The sequence below is a fragment of the Chitinophaga japonensis genome (assembly GCF_007830125.1).
GTDB lineage: Bacteria > Bacteroidota > Bacteroidia > Chitinophagales > Chitinophagaceae > Chitinophaga > Chitinophaga japonensis.
In genome coordinates this window covers 1,503,331-1,519,590 of sequence record NZ_VLLG01000002.1, presented here as the reverse complement: position 1 = coordinate 1,519,590, position 16,260 = coordinate 1,503,331, and the positions used below count along the sequence as shown (strand labels likewise).

The following is a 16,260-nucleotide window of genomic DNA, read 5'->3' as shown; positions in this document are numbered from 1 at the left end:
GTTTCGCTACAGGCATCTGCACATTTGCATATCTGCACATCCGCACATAAATAAGATCATCCGGAAACCAGCGTTCCCACATTCTTGCCCATGATCACCTGCAGCAGGTTACCGGGCTTATTCATATCAAAAACAATGATCGGCAGCTTGTTTTCCTGGCAAAGCGTAAAGGCCGTCATATCCATTACGTTCAGTGATTTCTGGTATACTTCCGCAAAGGTGATGGACTCAAAGCGGGTTGCCGAGCTGTCCTTTTCAGGATCCGCGGTATAGATGCCGTCCACCCGGGTGCCTTTCAGGATCACATCGGCCTGTATCTCTATAGCGCGCAGGGAGGCGGCCGTATCGGTAGTAAAGTAGGGATTGCCGGTGCCGGCGCCGAATATCACCACGCGGCCCTTTTCGAGGTGGCGGATGGCACGGCGGCGTATATACGGCTCGGCGATCTGTTCCATTTTAATGGCGGATTGCAGGCGGGTGTACAATCCCACTTTCTCCAGGCCGCTTTGCATTGCCATACCGTTTATAACGGTTGCCAGCATGCCCATATAATCGCCTTGTGCTCTTTCAATCCCTGTTTCCGCTTCGTTCATTCCCCGGTAGATATTACCTCCGCCAATCACGATGGCCACCTGTACGCCCAGGTCCGTAACGGATTTAATATCATACGCATAATGGGTTATTACTTTCGGATCAATACCATAATTACCGTCGCCCATCAGGGACTCACCGCTCAGCTTGAGCAAAATACGCTTATACTTTGGCAACATGACGCAAAAAAAAATTGTAGAAGATGGTTAGTTAATAAGATAAATATACAGGTATATGCACAAAAAAAAGGAGAGAATTTCTATTCTCTCCTTTTTCACAGGTTTTATGCTTATCCTAGTGCAATGCGCTTGAAGCCGGTTACCGTCAGGTCAGCAGCTACTGATTTCAGGTAATCTGCTACGGTTTTGTTGCTGTCCTTTACGAAAGCCTGCTGTAACAGGGTGCTTTCCTTAAAGAACTTATTTACCTTGCCCATGGCAATTTTCTCTGCCATTTCAGCGGGTTTGCCTTCTGCCTTTACCTGCTCTACGGCAATTTCCTTTTCACGGGCTACCAGCTCGGCGGGCACGCTGTCAGCATCCACGGCAATGGGGTTCATTGCTGCGATCTGCATGGCTACGTCCTTACCTACTTCTTCTGTTACGGGTTTGGAGAAACCAACCAGTACGCCCATACGGTAGTTACCATGTATGTAGGCGGTTACGGCGGCAGCGTCCACCTTCTCAAATTTGCTGAGGGTGATCTTTTCACCGATCTTGGCTACCTGGTCGTTCACCTTGTCAGCTACGGTAGCGCCGTCCAGCGCGGCAGCGCCCAGCTCTTCTATGGATTTAACGCCATTGGAAAGCGCCAGGTCTACAATAGACTGGGCAAATTGTATAAAGTCTTCGTTTTTGGCCACAAAGTCGGTCTCGCAGCTCAGTCCTACAATTACACCGGAGGTGTTGTCGGCTGTAGTTTTAGCGATGATCACGCCCTCTTTGGTTTCACGGTCGGAACGCAGGGCCGCTACTTTCTGTCCTTTTTTGCGCAGGTAATCCACTGCTTTTTCAAAATCACCGTCACTTTCTACCAGTGCCTTTCTGCAGTCCATCATACCTGCTCCAGTTTGCTGACGCAGTTTGTTTACATCAGCGGCTGTGATTGTTGCCATGGCTTATAAAATAGTTTTAAAGTTTACAAAGGTATTATTAACAATTACGAATTACGACTGCGTTGGCGAGATGGCCAACAGGGTACGTAATTCGTAATGTTAATTTAATGAGGTACGTTATGCTTATCTGGGTCCGCCGGGCCTGTTGCCACCGGGCCTGTTACCACCGGCACCGGAAGGACGACGCTGGCCGCCGCCGGATCTGCCGCCGCCACCAGGTCTGCCACCACCACCGGGGCCACCTTTACCGGGGCCTCTGCCGCCACCGCCGGGTCCGCCCCTGCGGTTTCTTTCACGGTCTTCTCCGCCTTCCAGCTCAAAGCGCAGTGCTTTGTTGTCTGCTTCTTCCTCTTCCACTACCTCGTCTGTTTTCTCGGTAGCCCTTTCAGCCAGCCCTTCTGCAATAGCGGCTGCAATATAGTTGGTAACGATAGCGATAGACTTGGTAGCATCGTCGTTAGAGGGGATCGCAAAGTCCACTTTGGTAGGATCGGAGTTGGTGTCCACCATACCAAAGGTAGAGATACCCAGTCGACGGGCTTCTGCCAGTGCAATGTGCTCATGGCTGATATCTACCATGAACAGGGCAGCCGGTACACGGGCCAGTTGGGAAATACCGCCCAGTACTTTCTCCATTTTCTCTTTGTCACGGCTTAAGGTCAGGCGCTCTTTCTTGGTAATGTTGTCAAAAGTGCCGTCTGCCAGCATTTTCTCAATGCTCTGCATTTTCTTCACGCTCTTGCGGATAGTGGCAAAGTTGGTCAGCATGCCGCCCAGCCACCTTTCGGTCACGTAAGGCATGTTCACACGCTTGGCAGCTTCCGCTACAATTTCCTTCGCCTGCTTTTTGGTAGCAACGAACATGATCTTCTTACCGCTCTTGGCAATGGACTTCAGGGCGGCTGCGGCTTCCTGCAGGCCTTCCACGGTTTTATTCAGATCAATGATATGAATACCTTTCTTTTCGGCGAAGATGTATGGCAGCATCTTCGGGTTCCATTTTTTCTTCAGGTGACCGAAGTGAACACCTGCCTCCAGTAACTGCTGCTGCAATGAGGTATTATTTTCCATGTTTATTATACTCTGTTAATAAGGATCAATAAATAATTAGCTAATAGCTAATAGTTCCCACATACTAGCGTTTAGAGAACTGGAAGCTTCTTCTCGCTTTACGTTTACCAGGTTTCTTACGTTCCACAGCTCTCGGGTCGCGGGTCAGCAGGCTTGCTGCTTTCAGGGCAGGGCGGAAATCAGGATTGATCTCGCACAGCGCACGGGCAATACCCAGCTTCACGGCTTCTGCCTGGCCTTTGATACCGCCGCCGGCTGCATTCACCTTCACGTCAAATTTATCCAGCGCGTCAATGGTTTTGAACGGCAGCTCTACCTGGTTCTGCAGGTAGATGAGCGAAAAATATGTTTTATAATCCTTGTCGTTCACGGTAATGTTACCGGTACCCTTGCTTACATAAACACGGGCAACAGCTTCTTTACGACGACCAATGGTATTTTTTTGCTTTTCCATGTATCAAAGAAGAATTAGAAAGTTAAAGTTTGCGGTTTCTGCGCTGCATGCGGATGCTCAGCCCCGGCGTATGTAAACAGTTTCTTGTACATTTTACGGCCCAGGCGGTTCTTAGGCAGCATGCCTTTTACAGCCCTTTCTATCACCGTTTCCGGACGACGGCGGAGCAGGTCTTTTGCCAGCTCCCTTTTCTGACCACCGGGATAACCGGAGTAGGTCTGGTATTCCTTTTCGTTCAGTTTATTACCGGTGAGGATCACTTTCTCAGCATTGATCACGATAATATAATCACCACAGTCGGTATGAGGCGTGTAGTAAGGCTTGTTCTTACCTCTCAGGATGGCGGCAATCTTGGCGCTCATACGTCCCAGCGTCAGGTTGGTAGCATCTACTATGTACCAGTCGCGCTTTACAGAAGCCTCGTTGGCCGATTTGGTTTTGTAACTTAAGGTGTTCATTTTTATTAGATAAAATTTACGTCGGTAAATAATTATCCCGAAAAATCGGGAGTGCAAAGCTAAGTAGTTGGGTTGGAATAACCATGAAATCCAGGCTGTTTTTTACAAGACACCTTTGTAACAAACTGGTTTTCAATAAAATTTTTGGCAAAAAGTTTTCAACATACGATAAAATGCCGGGTGGGCGGGCGATAACGGGCCCGGCAAAAAGCAGGAGGCCGGCCAGTATTGGCCGGCCCCGGCAGGAAGCCTGCTTGTTTATATATAATTTACTACTAATTAATACCCGCTGTTCTGCGTAAGCTGGCTGTTTACATCCCTTTCCCGCTGGGGAATAGGCAATATCAGCTTGTCATCATCATAAGGCCGGCTGCCTACATCCAGGCGCAGGCGCTTTACGGTCCAGTAGCGGTCGCCTTCAAAGGCCAGCTCACGGAACCTTTCTGCTATAAAATCATCTTCTGCCAGCGTAACCTTCGCTGTGGCATTAGACCTGTCGCGCACGGCATTGATATCATTCAGCGGCGTGTCGCCAATGGCGGAGCTATTGCGGAAGTTGGCTTCTGCACGGGTCAGGTACATTTCAGCCAGGCGCACTACGGGAATAACGCTGTAACGTTTTTCCCATTTGCGTGTATAGCTGCCCTGGGCGCCGGTAATGCTCTCCCCCTCATAAAAATATGTTTTACGGATATCCCCGTCCTCATACAGGTCTGCAATGGTGGGGTCTACCTGCACATCCCCTCTCCCGGTGGGGGAGGCGGCAAAAAAAGTGGTGAGCCCGTTGTTATTTACCCCCGCATTGCTCTGCTCATTCTGCTGGATGGCAAACACGTCTTCGGGTGAGTTAGCCGCATTGTTGAAGGCCATATCAAAAGACGTAGCAAGGGTAAAATTACCTTCTGTTATCACCATATTGGCCGCTGCTGCAGCCTCCGCATAATTGCCCTGCGCCATATATACCCTGGCCAGGAATGCATAGGCGGCAAATTTATTGGCCCGGGCGCCGTTGTCCGCCGGCAGGTTGGCGGCGGCATCCTGCAGGTCTTCGATCACCTGCTTGTATACGGCATCCACCGTGGCCCTGGGTTTATTGCCCGTAGCCAGATCCGAGCTGTTCAGCACCGGCTCCAGCACCAGCGGTACGGCTTCATTGGTAGTGATGTTGCCGGCGGAGTAGGGCTTGCCAAACAGCCCGCCCAGCATGAAATAGGTAATGCCCCGTATAAATTTGGCTTCGGCGGTAAACGCGGCCTTGTTATCATCAGAAACCAGGTCCATTTTGCTCAAAGCCAGGTTGGACGTATTAATGAGCTGGTAGCCCCGGTTCCAGATGCCCTCCGCAATACTGGAAGTTTTATCCTGCTGCTTCCTGAGTATCTCGCTGTAAGGAATAAACGTTCCTACAAAGCTCAGCTTTGCGTCCACCAGCATGTCAGGGATCAGGATATAACGCTCGCCAAAGGCGCTGAAGTGCTGCAGTGACTTGTAGTTGCCCAGTATTACGGCTTCCACATCGGCCTCATTGGTGATCTGCTCGGGCACAATGCTGGTGCCGGGCTCCACATCCAGCTTCTTGTTGCAGGATAGCAGTATAAAGAAGAGGAAGGCAATGGATATATATTTAGCTAAATACTTCATCCGTCAATATTTTATTTAGAATTTAACGTTTAACCCAACAGTAAATGTCCTGGCCTGGGGTATAGTATAAAAATCCACACCGCTGGTGATGTTCTCGGGCGCGCTGCTGGTCCTGGTGCCGGTTACCCCGGTATTCACCTCCGGATCGCTGATATAATCGGTCCTGGTCCACAGGTTATACCCGGCCACGTACAGGCGCGCTCCGCTGATGCGCAGCAGGGAGGCCGCTTTCTGCGGCAGGGTGTATCCCAGTGTCACCGTTCTCAGGCGGATGTAGGAGCCGTCGTAGATCCAGCGGGAGGAGGCCCGGTGGCCGTTGCCGTACCAGTAGGACAGCCTGGGCACATTGGTGACATCGCCCGCTTGCTGCCACCGGCCTAATATTTCCTTGGTCTGGTTATCGAAGCCGCCGCCAAAGCCGGCAGCCTGGTACACACCGGCCCTGTTATAAATATTATTGCCTTCCACAAATGTGAAGAATGCGCTCAGGTCAAAACCTTTATACGTAACCGTATTATTGAAGCCTCCCGTCCAGTCCGGGTTGGCCTTTCCCACCACCATCCGCTCTGCCTGGCTGTAATCCGTGGTGGTTTTCCCGTCTGCATCCAGGTACAGGGCGTCGCCGGTCTCGGGGTCCACGCCTGCAAATTTGGGCAGGAAAAATACGCCGATGGGCTCTCCTTCCACGGCGCGCTGCTGCCCGGATTCTATGATCTGGCCCTGTATATCCTTCACCTTGTTCTTATTGTATGCCAGGTTCAGGGAAGTGGTCCAGGTAAAGTCCTTTGTATCAATATTGCGGGTATTGATCGTTATTTCCACCCCTTTGTTCTCCAGCTTGCCGGTGTTGCGGTAGATGCTGGCAAAACCAGTGGTATAAGGTATGTTGGCCTGCAGAAGCAGGTCGCTGGTCTGTTTGTTATAGTAATCTATTTCACCGCTGATCCGGTTGTCAAGGAAGCCAAACTCCAGTCCTACATCCATCTGCGCGGTCCTTTCCCAGTGCAGGTCTTCATTGCCCAACTGGAAAGGACGGAAGCCGGGCTGCTCGGGGTAGTTGGTAACTTCCAGCAGGGTCAGGTAGCTGTTGTTGCCTATTTCCGCGTTACCGGTAAGGCCATAGCTGGCTCTCAGTTTCAGGAAGCTCAGCGCCTTGTTGTTCTTCAGGAAATCCTCCTCGGAGATGACCCAGCCCAGTGATCCGGCCGGGAACCAGCCATAGCGCTTATTGGGGCCAAAACGGGAGGAGCCGTCCGTACGTACACTGGCAGATACCAGGTACTTGTTGTTAAAGGCGTAATTCGCCCGCAGGAAATAGGACAGGAACGTATACCGCTGGTTGGAGGAGCTGCCGCTGGTAATGGTGCCGGCAGCGGCCAGGTTCTTGATGGCATCTGAAGGGAAGCCTTCTCCCTGTACCGTGGAAGCGCTGAAATCATTCTGGAGATAGCTCATGCCCAGCGTAGCCGTCAGTGAATGCTGCGCGCCCAGGTGAGGCGTAAAGGTAAAATAGTTGTTGGTGTTCAGGCTTGCGTTCTGCGTGAAGAAGTACTCCGCCCTGCCAACACCGCCGCCATCCTGCGTTTGCTTGCCATTGAAGCCCTGCTCGGTAATATTATAGATATCCGTGCCCAGCTCCGAACGGAAGGAGAGATAGGGCGTGAAATTATAATTCAGGAAGGCATTGCCGATCGTGCGGAAAGTCACCTGCTTGTTGAAGCTGTAAGCCGCATCAATCAGGCCATTGCTGTACAATGTTGTGCTGTTCAGCTCACCGGTAGCCGGGTCATGTGTCGGTGAAATGGGCAACTGCGCCACTAACTGTCCCGGCGTGGAAAAGATATTGTCATTTGTCACACGGTCCAGTTGGGAACGGTTCATGGCCAGGTTTATGCCCAGGGACAAACGGGAAGTGGCGCTGTGCTCCAGGTTCAAACGGCCGCCGTATCTCCTGAAACGGTTCACGATCACCACCGCCTCCTGGTCATTATAAAAACCGGAAACATAGAACCGGGTCTTTTCATTTCCGCCGGTGGCAGAAAGATCCAGTTGGCGGGCATGCGCTACATCCCGGTATACCTCGTCTTCCCAGTTGGTATTCACCTCCTGCTGCTGCCAATTGGTGCCCAGGGAGAACCGGTCCAGTATGGCCTGCGTATAAAGGTTGGTGAAATAGTCGATGCCTTCCTGCTCCGTGGCAAAATCGCCGTAGCGGGCGCCGGTAATGCCATCCATCCTGGCGGTTTCCAGTACCAGGTCTGTATACTCTTTCGCATCCAGGAAACCTCTCTTTTTAGTAGGCCTGCTAAAGCTGGTGCTGGCATTCAGCTCTATCCTGGTCTTTTCACCCGGCCGCCCTTTTTTGGTGGTGATCAACACAACGCCGTTGGATGCCCTGGCGCCATAAATGGCCGCGGCAGAGGCGTCTTTCAATACCTCTACGGAAGCAATGTCGTTAGGGTTGAGGTCCGCAAGGGGGTTGGTGTTGTCGTTATTGATATCGCTCTGGCTTTCCGATATAACCGGCATACCGTCTATTACGTACAGGGGCTGGCTGCCGGCGGAAATGGAGGAGGTGCCACGCACCCGCACCTTCATGCCCTGGCCTACCTTGCCGCTGCCGGATTCAATCACTACGCCCGCGGCCCGGCCCTGTAATGCGGACTCAAAGCTGGGCGCGGGAAAGTTCTCTATTTCCCTGGCGCCTACTTTGGCTACGGAGCCGGTCAGGTCGCGCTTTACCTGCGTACCGTAACCTACTACCACCACTTCCGACAGGTCCTTGTCTGAAGTGCTGAGTGATACATTTACATTACGCTGAGTGCCTACATTTACCTCCTGCGTGCCAAAGCCCACAAAGGAAAATATCAGCGTGGTAGCGCCCTGGGGCAGGTTGATCTGAAAGGTGCCGTCGGGCTGCGTGGCGGTGCCCAGCGCAGTACCCTTTACCTGCACAGTTACGCCCGGTAATGCGCTGCCATCCCTGGCATCCGTTACTTTACCGGTAATGGTGCTATGCTGCTGCGCATACACCAGTTGAGACATGAGCACAAGCATGCCCACGAATAGGGAGTAGAATCGTTGCATAAGCTATCTTTTGGTCCAATTGTTTTTTTAGGGGATAAAGGCTTTCATGGGCCCCGGATTAAAGGTTAAATGTTGATACCGTCAATTTAAAAATAATACAGCAATATAGTTCCAATTTTTGTCCCTTGAGTCTAAAAAAGCTTTCGTTAAACGAAAATTAGACCCAAACAACAAAAATACATTTTATCAGATAAAAAAAACCCATTTGCCAGGTGGCAAATGAGGCCTTTTTTATACATTAAAATAAGCTCGATAAGTTGGGTGCTGTTTTAATCCCTGCTGCGTGCGCCCATGTAGATCATCAGGTACTGGAAGAGGGTAACGATAGAGGCCACTGCAGCCACTACATAGGTCATGGCGGCCCACCAGAGGGCATCCTTGGCCTGCTTGTGCTCCTGCGCCGGCATCATGGCGGTCTGGTTCAGCCAGGCCAGCGCCCGGCGGGAAGCGTCAAACTCCACCGGCAGCGTGATCACGGAAAAGAGGGTGGTAACGGCAAACAGTATAATACCGCCCAGCAACAGGGCCGGGAATACATTAATGAGCAGGATACCGCCCAGCAACACCCACTGTACCAGGCTGGAGCTCACCTGCACGGCCGGCACCAGCTTGGAGCGCAGGGTCAGCCAGCGGTAGGCGTTGGCGTGCTGCACGGCGTGGCCGCATTCGTGGGCCGCCACCGCGGCCGCCGCTATACTGGCGCTGCTGTATACTTCAGGGCTCAGGTTCACCGTTTTATTGGCAGGATTATAGTGGTCAGATAAAAAACCGTCCACAGAAACCACCTGCACATCGTAAATACCGTTGTCGCGCAGCATCTTCTCTGCTATCTGCTTACCGGTAAGGCCGGATGAAACAGGTACTTCGCTGTACTGTTTGAACTTGCTTTTCAGCCGCCAGCTTACCAGCATGCTGATGCCGATAAATATCAGCGATGTGAACATTATGCCGGGATCCATTCCTGGCATTATAAATAACATTGTACTTGGTGTCATGCTTAACAGGTTAATTTCTTTTGTAAAATTACTAAAGGTAACTCATCAAATTTTCATCCAATCCTGCTTGCTGACCCCGTTTTAGGTTTTTGTTAAGAAAAGGCGGGTTCCCCGCCTTATTTTTTGTCAGTCTGAAATTTTATTCCAGCCATTATGGCACTAATCAGCAAATTAATCTACCCGGAATGGACTATTTGTCAGTGATAAAAAGCTTTACTATTACGAATTTATTATATGTAAAATAACCCGGTATCGCTCCTATTTATCAATATTTTATGGCCGGCCAGCGAAAGTAATATTAAATTTCGGAATGCCCTGAAACAGGCGATGGGAGCCGATTTGTCACATTATGAAAAATGCTCAAAAGTTATTCACATCAATTAAATAAACTTTTTTATTCTCAACCCATTTAGTAATTTAGACCTGAATTTAATGGGTTAGTAAGTAGAAAGAGTCAACGGAATCTTCTGTTGGCTCTTTTTCTATTGCATATTTCCCACACCTTTTTCCCGGCTTCCAAATTTTTAATGCGTGAGTAAGATAAAGACCGCCTTCTTTTGCCAGCAATGCGGGTATGAATCAGCGAAATGGAGTGGCAGATGCCCGAGTTGCGGACAATGGAACACCTTCGTTGAGGAGAAGATACAAAAAGACGTGCCCTTGCGGAACACCAGTTGGAAACAACCCGAGCTGTCTGCCGCAGGCAACAATAACATCATTAACCTGGCCGCTGTAAACGGCGCGGAAGAAGAGCGCCTGCTTACACCGGACGCAGAGCTGAACCGTGTGCTGGGCGGCGGTATTGTTCCAGGCTCGCTGGTGCTGGTAGGCGGTGAGCCGGGCATCGGCAAGTCCACCCTGTTCCTGCAGAACGCCCTGCTGTTAACACACATCACCACGCTCTATATCAGCGGGGAAGAAAGCGCGCAACAGATAAAAATGCGGGCAGACCGGCTGAAAATTCAGAATGACCAGTTCTTCCTGCTCACGGAAACGTCCACGCAAACCATCTTCCAGGAAATAAAAAAACTGCGCCCGCAACTGGTGATCGTAGACTCTATACAAACGCTGCAATCGCCTTTTATAGAAGCGGCGCCCGGCAGCGTTTCGCAGATACGGGAAACCACGGCAGAGATGCAGCGCTTTGCCAAGGAAACCCATACGCCGGTATTCCTGATCGGCCATATTACAAAAGACGGCGCCATTGCCGGCCCCAAAATACTGGAGCATATGGTAGATACCGTGCTCCAGTTTGAAGGCGACCAGCACTATGCCTACCGCATCCTGCGCACCATCAAGAACCGCTTCGGCTCCACCGCAGAACTTGGCATTTATGAAATGACCGGGCAGGGCCTGCGCCAGGTGACCAACCCTTCTGAAATACTGATCTCACAACGGGAGGACCAGCTAAGCGGCATCGCCATTGCCGCTACCATGGAAGGCATGCGGCCCATGCTGGTAGAAGTGCAGGCGCTCGTTACCCAATCTGTATACGGTACGCCGCAGCGCACCGCTACCGGCTTTGACCTGCGGCGGCTCCAACTGCTGCTGGCCGTGCTGGAAAAACGCGGCGGCTTCCACTTCGGCGTAAAGGATGTTTTTCTCAACATTGCCGGCGGCATCCGCGTGGAAGACCCGGCCATAGACCTGGCCGTGCTCTGTGCGCTGCTCTCCTCCTATGAAGATGTGGCCATTGCCGGCAACATCTGCTTTGCCGGCGAGGTGGGGCTTAGCGGCGAGATACGCGCGGTGAACCGTATTGAGCAACGGATTGCGGAAGCGGAGAAGCTGGGCTTTGAAAAGATCTTTATATCACGCTACAATAAAAAAGGCGGGCATACCGGCAAGTTCGACATCGAGGTAGTGCCCGTAGGCCGGGTAGAGGAAGTATACCGGCAACTGTTCTGAAAAAGCGGCTGGTTTTACGCCGTTAATGAATGATTAACAGCTTCTCATTTTCATTTTGGTACATTCGCTTTGATCATTCATTACTAACCGCTTATCGCTACGCTACTGTTTATGCACCTGCTTTCCTCGCTGGTTCATCTCTTTTACCCGCATACCTGCGACGGCTGCGGCCGGGACCTGGTCCGCACCGAAAACATCCTCTGCCTGCGCTGCCTCCGCAGGTTGCCCGCTACCGGCTTTCAGCGATGGGACCGCAACCCTGTGGAAAAGATCTTCTGGGGCAGGGTAAGCATCCACCATGCCATGGCCGCCTACTACTTTACAAGGGCCTCCGTGCTGCAGCGGCTCATCCACCAGTTCAAATACCACCGCCGCAGGGATATCGCCCTGCACCTGGGCCGGCAAACCGGGCACCAGTTGCTGCAAAGTGAATGGTTATACGAAATTGACTGCATTGTGCCGGTACCGCTGCACCGTGCAAAGGAACGGCACCGCGGGTACAACCAGGCAGCCGTGCTGGCCGGCGGCATAGCGGAAATAGTGGGCAGGCCCCTGCTGCCCCATGCCATGCGGCGCACGGCCTATGCCGATTCACAGACCCGGAAGGGCCGCGTATCCCGCTGGGAAAATGTGGAAGGGGCATTTACCGTCAGGGAGCCGGCGGCCCTCCGGGGCCGGCATGTACTGCTGGTGGATGATGTGATCACCACCGGCGCTACCTCTGAAGCCTGCAGCCAGGCCATAATAGACGCACAGGCCAGCGTAAGCATCTGCGCGCTGGCTTTTGCCAATAACTGATGCTTAATAATCATAACAGTGCTGCCACAGTGAAACACCTGTGCAGCATATTATTAATTATTAATTCTTAATTATTAATTGATACAGGTTAGTTAACTTTACGTTCGGGGCACATACTTTATTTGCTTGTTTTCTAAAAAAACCGGTTATGCTTAAGACACTACTCTTTTCCATCCTGCTGGCGGTAACAGCGCCCGGGTCTATCTATGACTATAACGTGGAAGCTATTGACGGTGGTAAGATCAACTTTGCCGATTTCAAAGGAAAGAAAATACTGATCGTGAACACCGCCTCCCAATGCGGTAATACCCCGCAGTACGCCGACCTGGAAAAGCTCTATAAAAAGTACCAGGGCAAGCTGGTGATCGTAGGCTTTCCCGCCAATAACTTTAACCAGCAGGAGCCGGGCTCCAACAAGGAGATCCAGGAATTCTGCACCAGGCAATACGCCGTTACTTTCCCTATGGCGGCCAAAATATCTGTAAAGGGAGCCGATATGCACCCGCTGTACAAATGGCTGCTGGCTGAGAGCAAGGCCAAGCACATGCAGCCGGAGGCAGTAACCTGGAATTTTCAGAAGTACCTCCTGGATGAAAAAGGGAACCTGGTAGCCGTATTTGCCCCTAAAACACAGCCAATGGCTGCAGAAGTGATCGCCGCTATTGAAAAGCGTTATAACTGATACCCGGCTTTATCACCGCAGTCCCTCTCATAACTATTGCCAGCTTACCGGTACCGTATTTATCAACACACGTAATATGCGTAAAATACTACTGCCTTTTTTAACAGTAGCTGTACTTTGGGGAGTTTGCTGCGCTTGTGAGAGCGACTATAACGCCCCATCTTTCAGTTGCTCCGGCTACACCTTTGATCTATCCCTGCAGGACAGCACCAGCAGCACGCTGGCCCTCAGCAACAACACCTACTTCCGTACGCCTACCGATACCGGCGGCTACAAGTACATTACACTGGAAGCGGTGGTAGACTCTTTCAAGATCATCTTCAACCTTAAGGACGGACCGTATTATGATGATGCCACGCTATGGAACGATAACTTCCCGGTTAAAACGTACCGCTACCGCCGGTATACCGACAGCGCCGCTTCCGGGCTGGTAGTGGCGGGCATCCGGGCAGGCGACAGTTTCCAGTACCTGGACACGGATACTTCCAGCATTACCCTTACGGAGTGGAACGCCGCAGCCCAGACCATGACCGGCCATTACTACTTTGAAGCGGACAACCGCAGCTACAAAGGCCAGGGCACGTTCAGCAATGTCTGCTTTATTTCGCTCAAATAAGAGTGAATAATGTGCTAATTTGCCCCAATGCTTTTTTCAGATATCATCGGACAAGAGAACATCCGCCTGCAACTGGTACAGGCTGAGCAACAGAACCGGCTGAGCCACGCCATGCTGCTGCTGGCGCCGGAAGGAGCCGGCGGACTGCCCCTGGGACTGGCTTTTGCGCAATACCTGGTATGCGAGAACAAGCAGGAAAAAGATGCCTGCGGACAATGCAGCGCCTGCACCAAGGCATCGCAGTATATTCACCCGGACATTCATTTCTCCTACCCCGTTATTCCGCGCAAACCGGGAGACAAGCCCCTGAGCACCGACTATGCGGCGGAATGGCGCGAGTTCATCTCCACCCACCCCTATGGCAATGCCTATGACTGGCTGCAGTTCATAGGCGCGGAGAACAAGCAGGGTAATATCACCGCCAATGAATGCCACGACATTATCCGCAAGCTGAGCCTGAAAAGCTTCGAAAGCCCTTACAAAATACTCCTCATGTGGATGCCGGAGTACCTGGGCAATGAAGGCAACCGCCTGCTCAAGCTTATCGAAGAGCCGCCGGCCAACACCTTTTTTATACTGGTGGCGGAAAACCAGGAGCAGATACTGGCCACCATCCTTTCCCGTACCCACCTGGTAAAGGTAAACCCGCTGCCCAAAGAGGAGCTGGTGGATGCGCTGGTAAACCGCGCCAAAGCCGCCCCGGCCAGGGCGCGGCAGGCCGCTACCATTGCCATGGGCAATTACCGGGAAGCCATGTACCTGCTGCAGCACGCTGAGGACGATTACCACGAGCTGCTGCGCAACTGGCTCAACTATATTTTTACCGGCAACCGCCCCGCGCTGCAGGCCTGGATAGAACAGATCGCCAGCGCCAAAACCGGCCGCGAGAACCAGAAACAGTTCCTGCGCTACTTCATAAACCTGCTGGAGCACAGCCTGCGCGTGCAGTTCCTGGACCGGCAGTTGCTGGCGTTCTCAGAAGAGGAAATGGACTTTGCTGCCAAGCTCAACAAGCTGGCCAACCTGCAGCAAATGGAACAGATCACGGAGCTGCTGGACAATGCCTGCTACCACATAGAACGCAATGCCAATGCGAAGCTGCTGTTCCACGCCCTCTCCATCCGGCTGCAATATATATTCAGGAATAAGCCGCTGCCGCAGGTGTAAAATTCCAAATTCCAAAACCCAAATTCCAAACTGGAGGCAGGGCACTAATAACATTGAACTGTCCCTGTAGTCAAGAGACTGCCCCCCAATTTGGTTTTTGGAATTTGGGATTTGGGATTTGGGGGAATTTGGGTTTTGGAATTTGGAACTTTTATTTTGGTTACCTTTGTGCGGCCTGTCCTTTGTATTCTATAAAATAAATATGTATTTTGATGGATCAGGACAGGATCGGAATTGATATTTAGTAAAAACAAAATTTAAACTGAAAAATATGGCTTGTGCCGGATGTGGTACGGGTGCGGATGGGAAGCCAGCAGGATGCAAAAGCAACGGAGGATGCAGTAGCGGAGGATGTAACAGGCTTAATGTATTTGATTGGCTGGCCAATATTCCCTTGGGTGATAGCTTAGCACCATTTGACATTATAGAAGTTAGTTTCAATAACGGTAGTAGAAAAGATTTTTTCCGCAATGTTACCAAACAGCACTTTGAAAAAGGGGAGATGGTAACCGTGGAAGGTATCAGCGGCTTCGACGTGGGTACCGTAAGTCTTACCGGCGAGCTGGTAAAGCTCCAGATGAAGAAACGGCGGGCAGAAGATACCCCGGAAGTAAAGAAAGTGCTGCGCCGCCCTACCCCGGAAGACCTGCACCGTTTGAACGACAACAAGGCCCGCGAAAAGGAGGCCCTCATCAAGGCCCGGGCCCTGGCCCGCAACCTGGGGCTGGAAATGAAGCTGACCGAAGTGGAGATACAGGCCGATGGCCGTAAAGCCACTTTCTTCTATACCGCCGATGACCGGGTGGATTTCCGTGAGCTGATCAAAGTATACGCCTCCGAATTCCGCGTAAAGGTGGAAATGCGCCAGATCGGCGCCCGCCAGGAAGCCGGTAAGGTGGGCGGTATCGGCAGTTGCGGCCGCGAGCTGTGCTGCGCTACCTGGCTGTCTGACTTCAAGAGCGTAAACACCACTGCTGCCCGCTACCAGAACCTTTCCATTAACCAGGCAAAACTTTCCGGCCAGTGCGGCCGCCTGAAATGTTGCCTCAATTACGAGCTGGATACCTACCTGGATGCCCTCAAGGATTTCCCGGAAGATGCAGATACCATTGAAACGGCCGCCGGGGTAGCCTCGCTGCAGAAAAGGGACATCTTCAAGAACCTCATGTGGTACAGCTACGAAAGCAGCAACAAACAATATCCTCTAACCATTACCCGTGTAAAGGAGATCCGCCAGCTCAACAAGCAGGGCGTTAAACCCGAAGAGCTGAAAGCGGTGGAAGTAGTGGTCACCAAACCCAAGGAAACAGACCTGGGCTTTGCAGACGTGGTAGGCCAGATCAGCCTGCGCTCCCTGGAAAAGAACTCGCACAAACGCAAGCAAAAGGACCGGGAAAAACAAAGGCAGCAGCAACAACAGAAACAGCAGGGGCAACCGGCATCCAAAAAAGGCGAGCAACGCGGAGGCGGAGGCGGCGACCAGCGGAACAGCCATGGCGGGCAGAAACGCCGGGACCAGAAACCGCAACAGCCGCCCAGGCAGGAACAAAAGCAGGGCCCCCGCCCCGATAATAACCGCCAGGAGTCCAGGGCGCCTAAGGAAAACAAGCCCCGGCCGCCAAGGCACAGGAGCAAAAAATAATGTGCGGATATGCAAATGTGCAGATGAATTGAAGCG

At 51.9% G+C, this 16,260-nt stretch carries 14 protein-coding genes; 6 read left to right on the top strand and 8 right to left on the bottom strand.

Annotated features, from left to right (window positions below):
* Window positions 1–56: 56 nt before the first annotated feature.
* The 8 genes from pyrH to LX66_RS06105 form a co-directional block, all read right to left on the bottom strand.
* Window positions 57–770 (bottom strand): UMP kinase, encoded by a 714-nt coding sequence (gene pyrH / locus LX66_RS06140; RefSeq protein WP_145710996.1) that lies wholly within the window; start codon window positions 768–770, stop codon window positions 57–59.
* A 110-nt stretch (window positions 771–880) separates the two neighbouring features.
* Window positions 881–1,705 (bottom strand): translation elongation factor Ts, encoded by an 825-nt coding sequence (gene tsf / locus LX66_RS06135; RefSeq protein ID WP_145710995.1) that lies wholly within the window; start codon window positions 1,703–1,705, stop codon window positions 881–883.
* Window positions 1,706–1,828: 123 nt separating this feature from the next.
* Window positions 1,829–2,776 carry a 30S ribosomal protein S2 gene (gene rpsB / locus LX66_RS06130; protein WP_145710994.1) on the bottom strand — a complete coding sequence of 316 codons (948 nt, stop codon included), beginning with the start codon at window positions 2,774–2,776 and terminating at the stop codon, window positions 1,829–1,831.
* A gap of 64 nt (window positions 2,777–2,840) precedes the next feature.
* Window positions 2,841–3,230 carry a 30S ribosomal protein S9 gene (gene rpsI, locus LX66_RS06125; protein WP_145710993.1) on the bottom strand — a complete coding sequence of 130 codons (390 nt, stop codon included), beginning with the start codon at window positions 3,228–3,230 and terminating at the stop codon, window positions 2,841–2,843.
* 14 nt (window positions 3,231–3,244) lie between these two features.
* A complete protein-coding gene (rplM, locus tag LX66_RS06120) occupies window positions 3,245–3,688 on the bottom strand; it encodes a 50S ribosomal protein L13 (RefSeq protein WP_145710992.1) in 444 nt (147 codons plus the stop codon).
* A gap of 279 nt (window positions 3,689–3,967) precedes the next feature.
* Window positions 3,968–5,329, bottom strand: coding sequence for a RagB/SusD family nutrient uptake outer membrane protein (locus LX66_RS06115; protein ID WP_145710991.1), 1,362 nt, complete (start codon window positions 5,327–5,329; stop codon window positions 3,968–3,970).
* A gap of 15 nt (window positions 5,330–5,344) precedes the next feature.
* Window positions 5,345–8,416 (bottom strand): SusC/RagA family TonB-linked outer membrane protein, encoded by a 3,072-nt coding sequence (locus tag LX66_RS06110; RefSeq protein ID WP_145710990.1) that lies wholly within the window; start codon window positions 8,414–8,416, stop codon window positions 5,345–5,347.
* A gap of 269 nt (window positions 8,417–8,685) precedes the next feature.
* Window positions 8,686–9,375: a zinc metallopeptidase gene (locus LX66_RS06105; protein ID WP_244620311.1), complete on the bottom strand. Its 690-nt coding sequence runs from the start codon at window positions 9,373–9,375 to the stop codon at window positions 8,686–8,688.
* A 567-nt stretch (window positions 9,376–9,942) separates the two neighbouring features.
* Between LX66_RS06105 and radA the strand changes: the two genes are divergently transcribed.
* The 6 genes from radA (at window position 9,943) to LX66_RS06075 (ending at window position 16,224) form a co-directional block, all read left to right on the top strand.
* The gene (gene radA / locus LX66_RS06100; RefSeq protein ID WP_145710989.1) at window positions 9,943–11,319 is read left to right on the top strand and encodes a DNA repair protein RadA; all 1,377 of its coding nucleotides are present in this window, start codon (window positions 9,943–9,945) and stop codon (window positions 11,317–11,319) included.
* 111 nt (window positions 11,320–11,430) lie between these two features.
* Window positions 11,431–12,117 carry a ComF family protein gene (locus LX66_RS06095; RefSeq protein ID WP_145710988.1) on the top strand — a complete coding sequence of 229 codons (687 nt, stop codon included), beginning with the start codon at window positions 11,431–11,433 and terminating at the stop codon, window positions 12,115–12,117.
* Between the two features lie 148 nt (window positions 12,118–12,265).
* A complete protein-coding gene (locus LX66_RS06090) occupies window positions 12,266–12,799 on the top strand; it encodes a glutathione peroxidase (protein ID WP_145710987.1) in 534 nt (177 codons plus the stop codon).
* 76 nt (window positions 12,800–12,875) lie between these two features.
* Window positions 12,876–13,415: a hypothetical protein gene (locus LX66_RS06085; protein ID WP_145710986.1), complete on the top strand. Its 540-nt coding sequence runs from the start codon at window positions 12,876–12,878 to the stop codon at window positions 13,413–13,415.
* A 27-nt stretch (window positions 13,416–13,442) separates the two neighbouring features.
* Entirely contained in the window at window positions 13,443–14,582 is a 1,140-nt protein-coding gene (locus tag LX66_RS06080) for a DNA polymerase III subunit (protein ID WP_145710985.1), read from the top strand.
* 502 nt (window positions 14,583–15,084) lie between these two features.
* The gene (locus LX66_RS06075) at window positions 15,085–16,224 is read left to right on the top strand and encodes a PSP1 domain-containing protein (protein WP_244620310.1); all 1,140 of its coding nucleotides are present in this window, start codon (window positions 15,085–15,087) and stop codon (window positions 16,222–16,224) included.
* The last annotated feature ends 36 nt before the right edge of the window (window positions 16,225–16,260 follow it).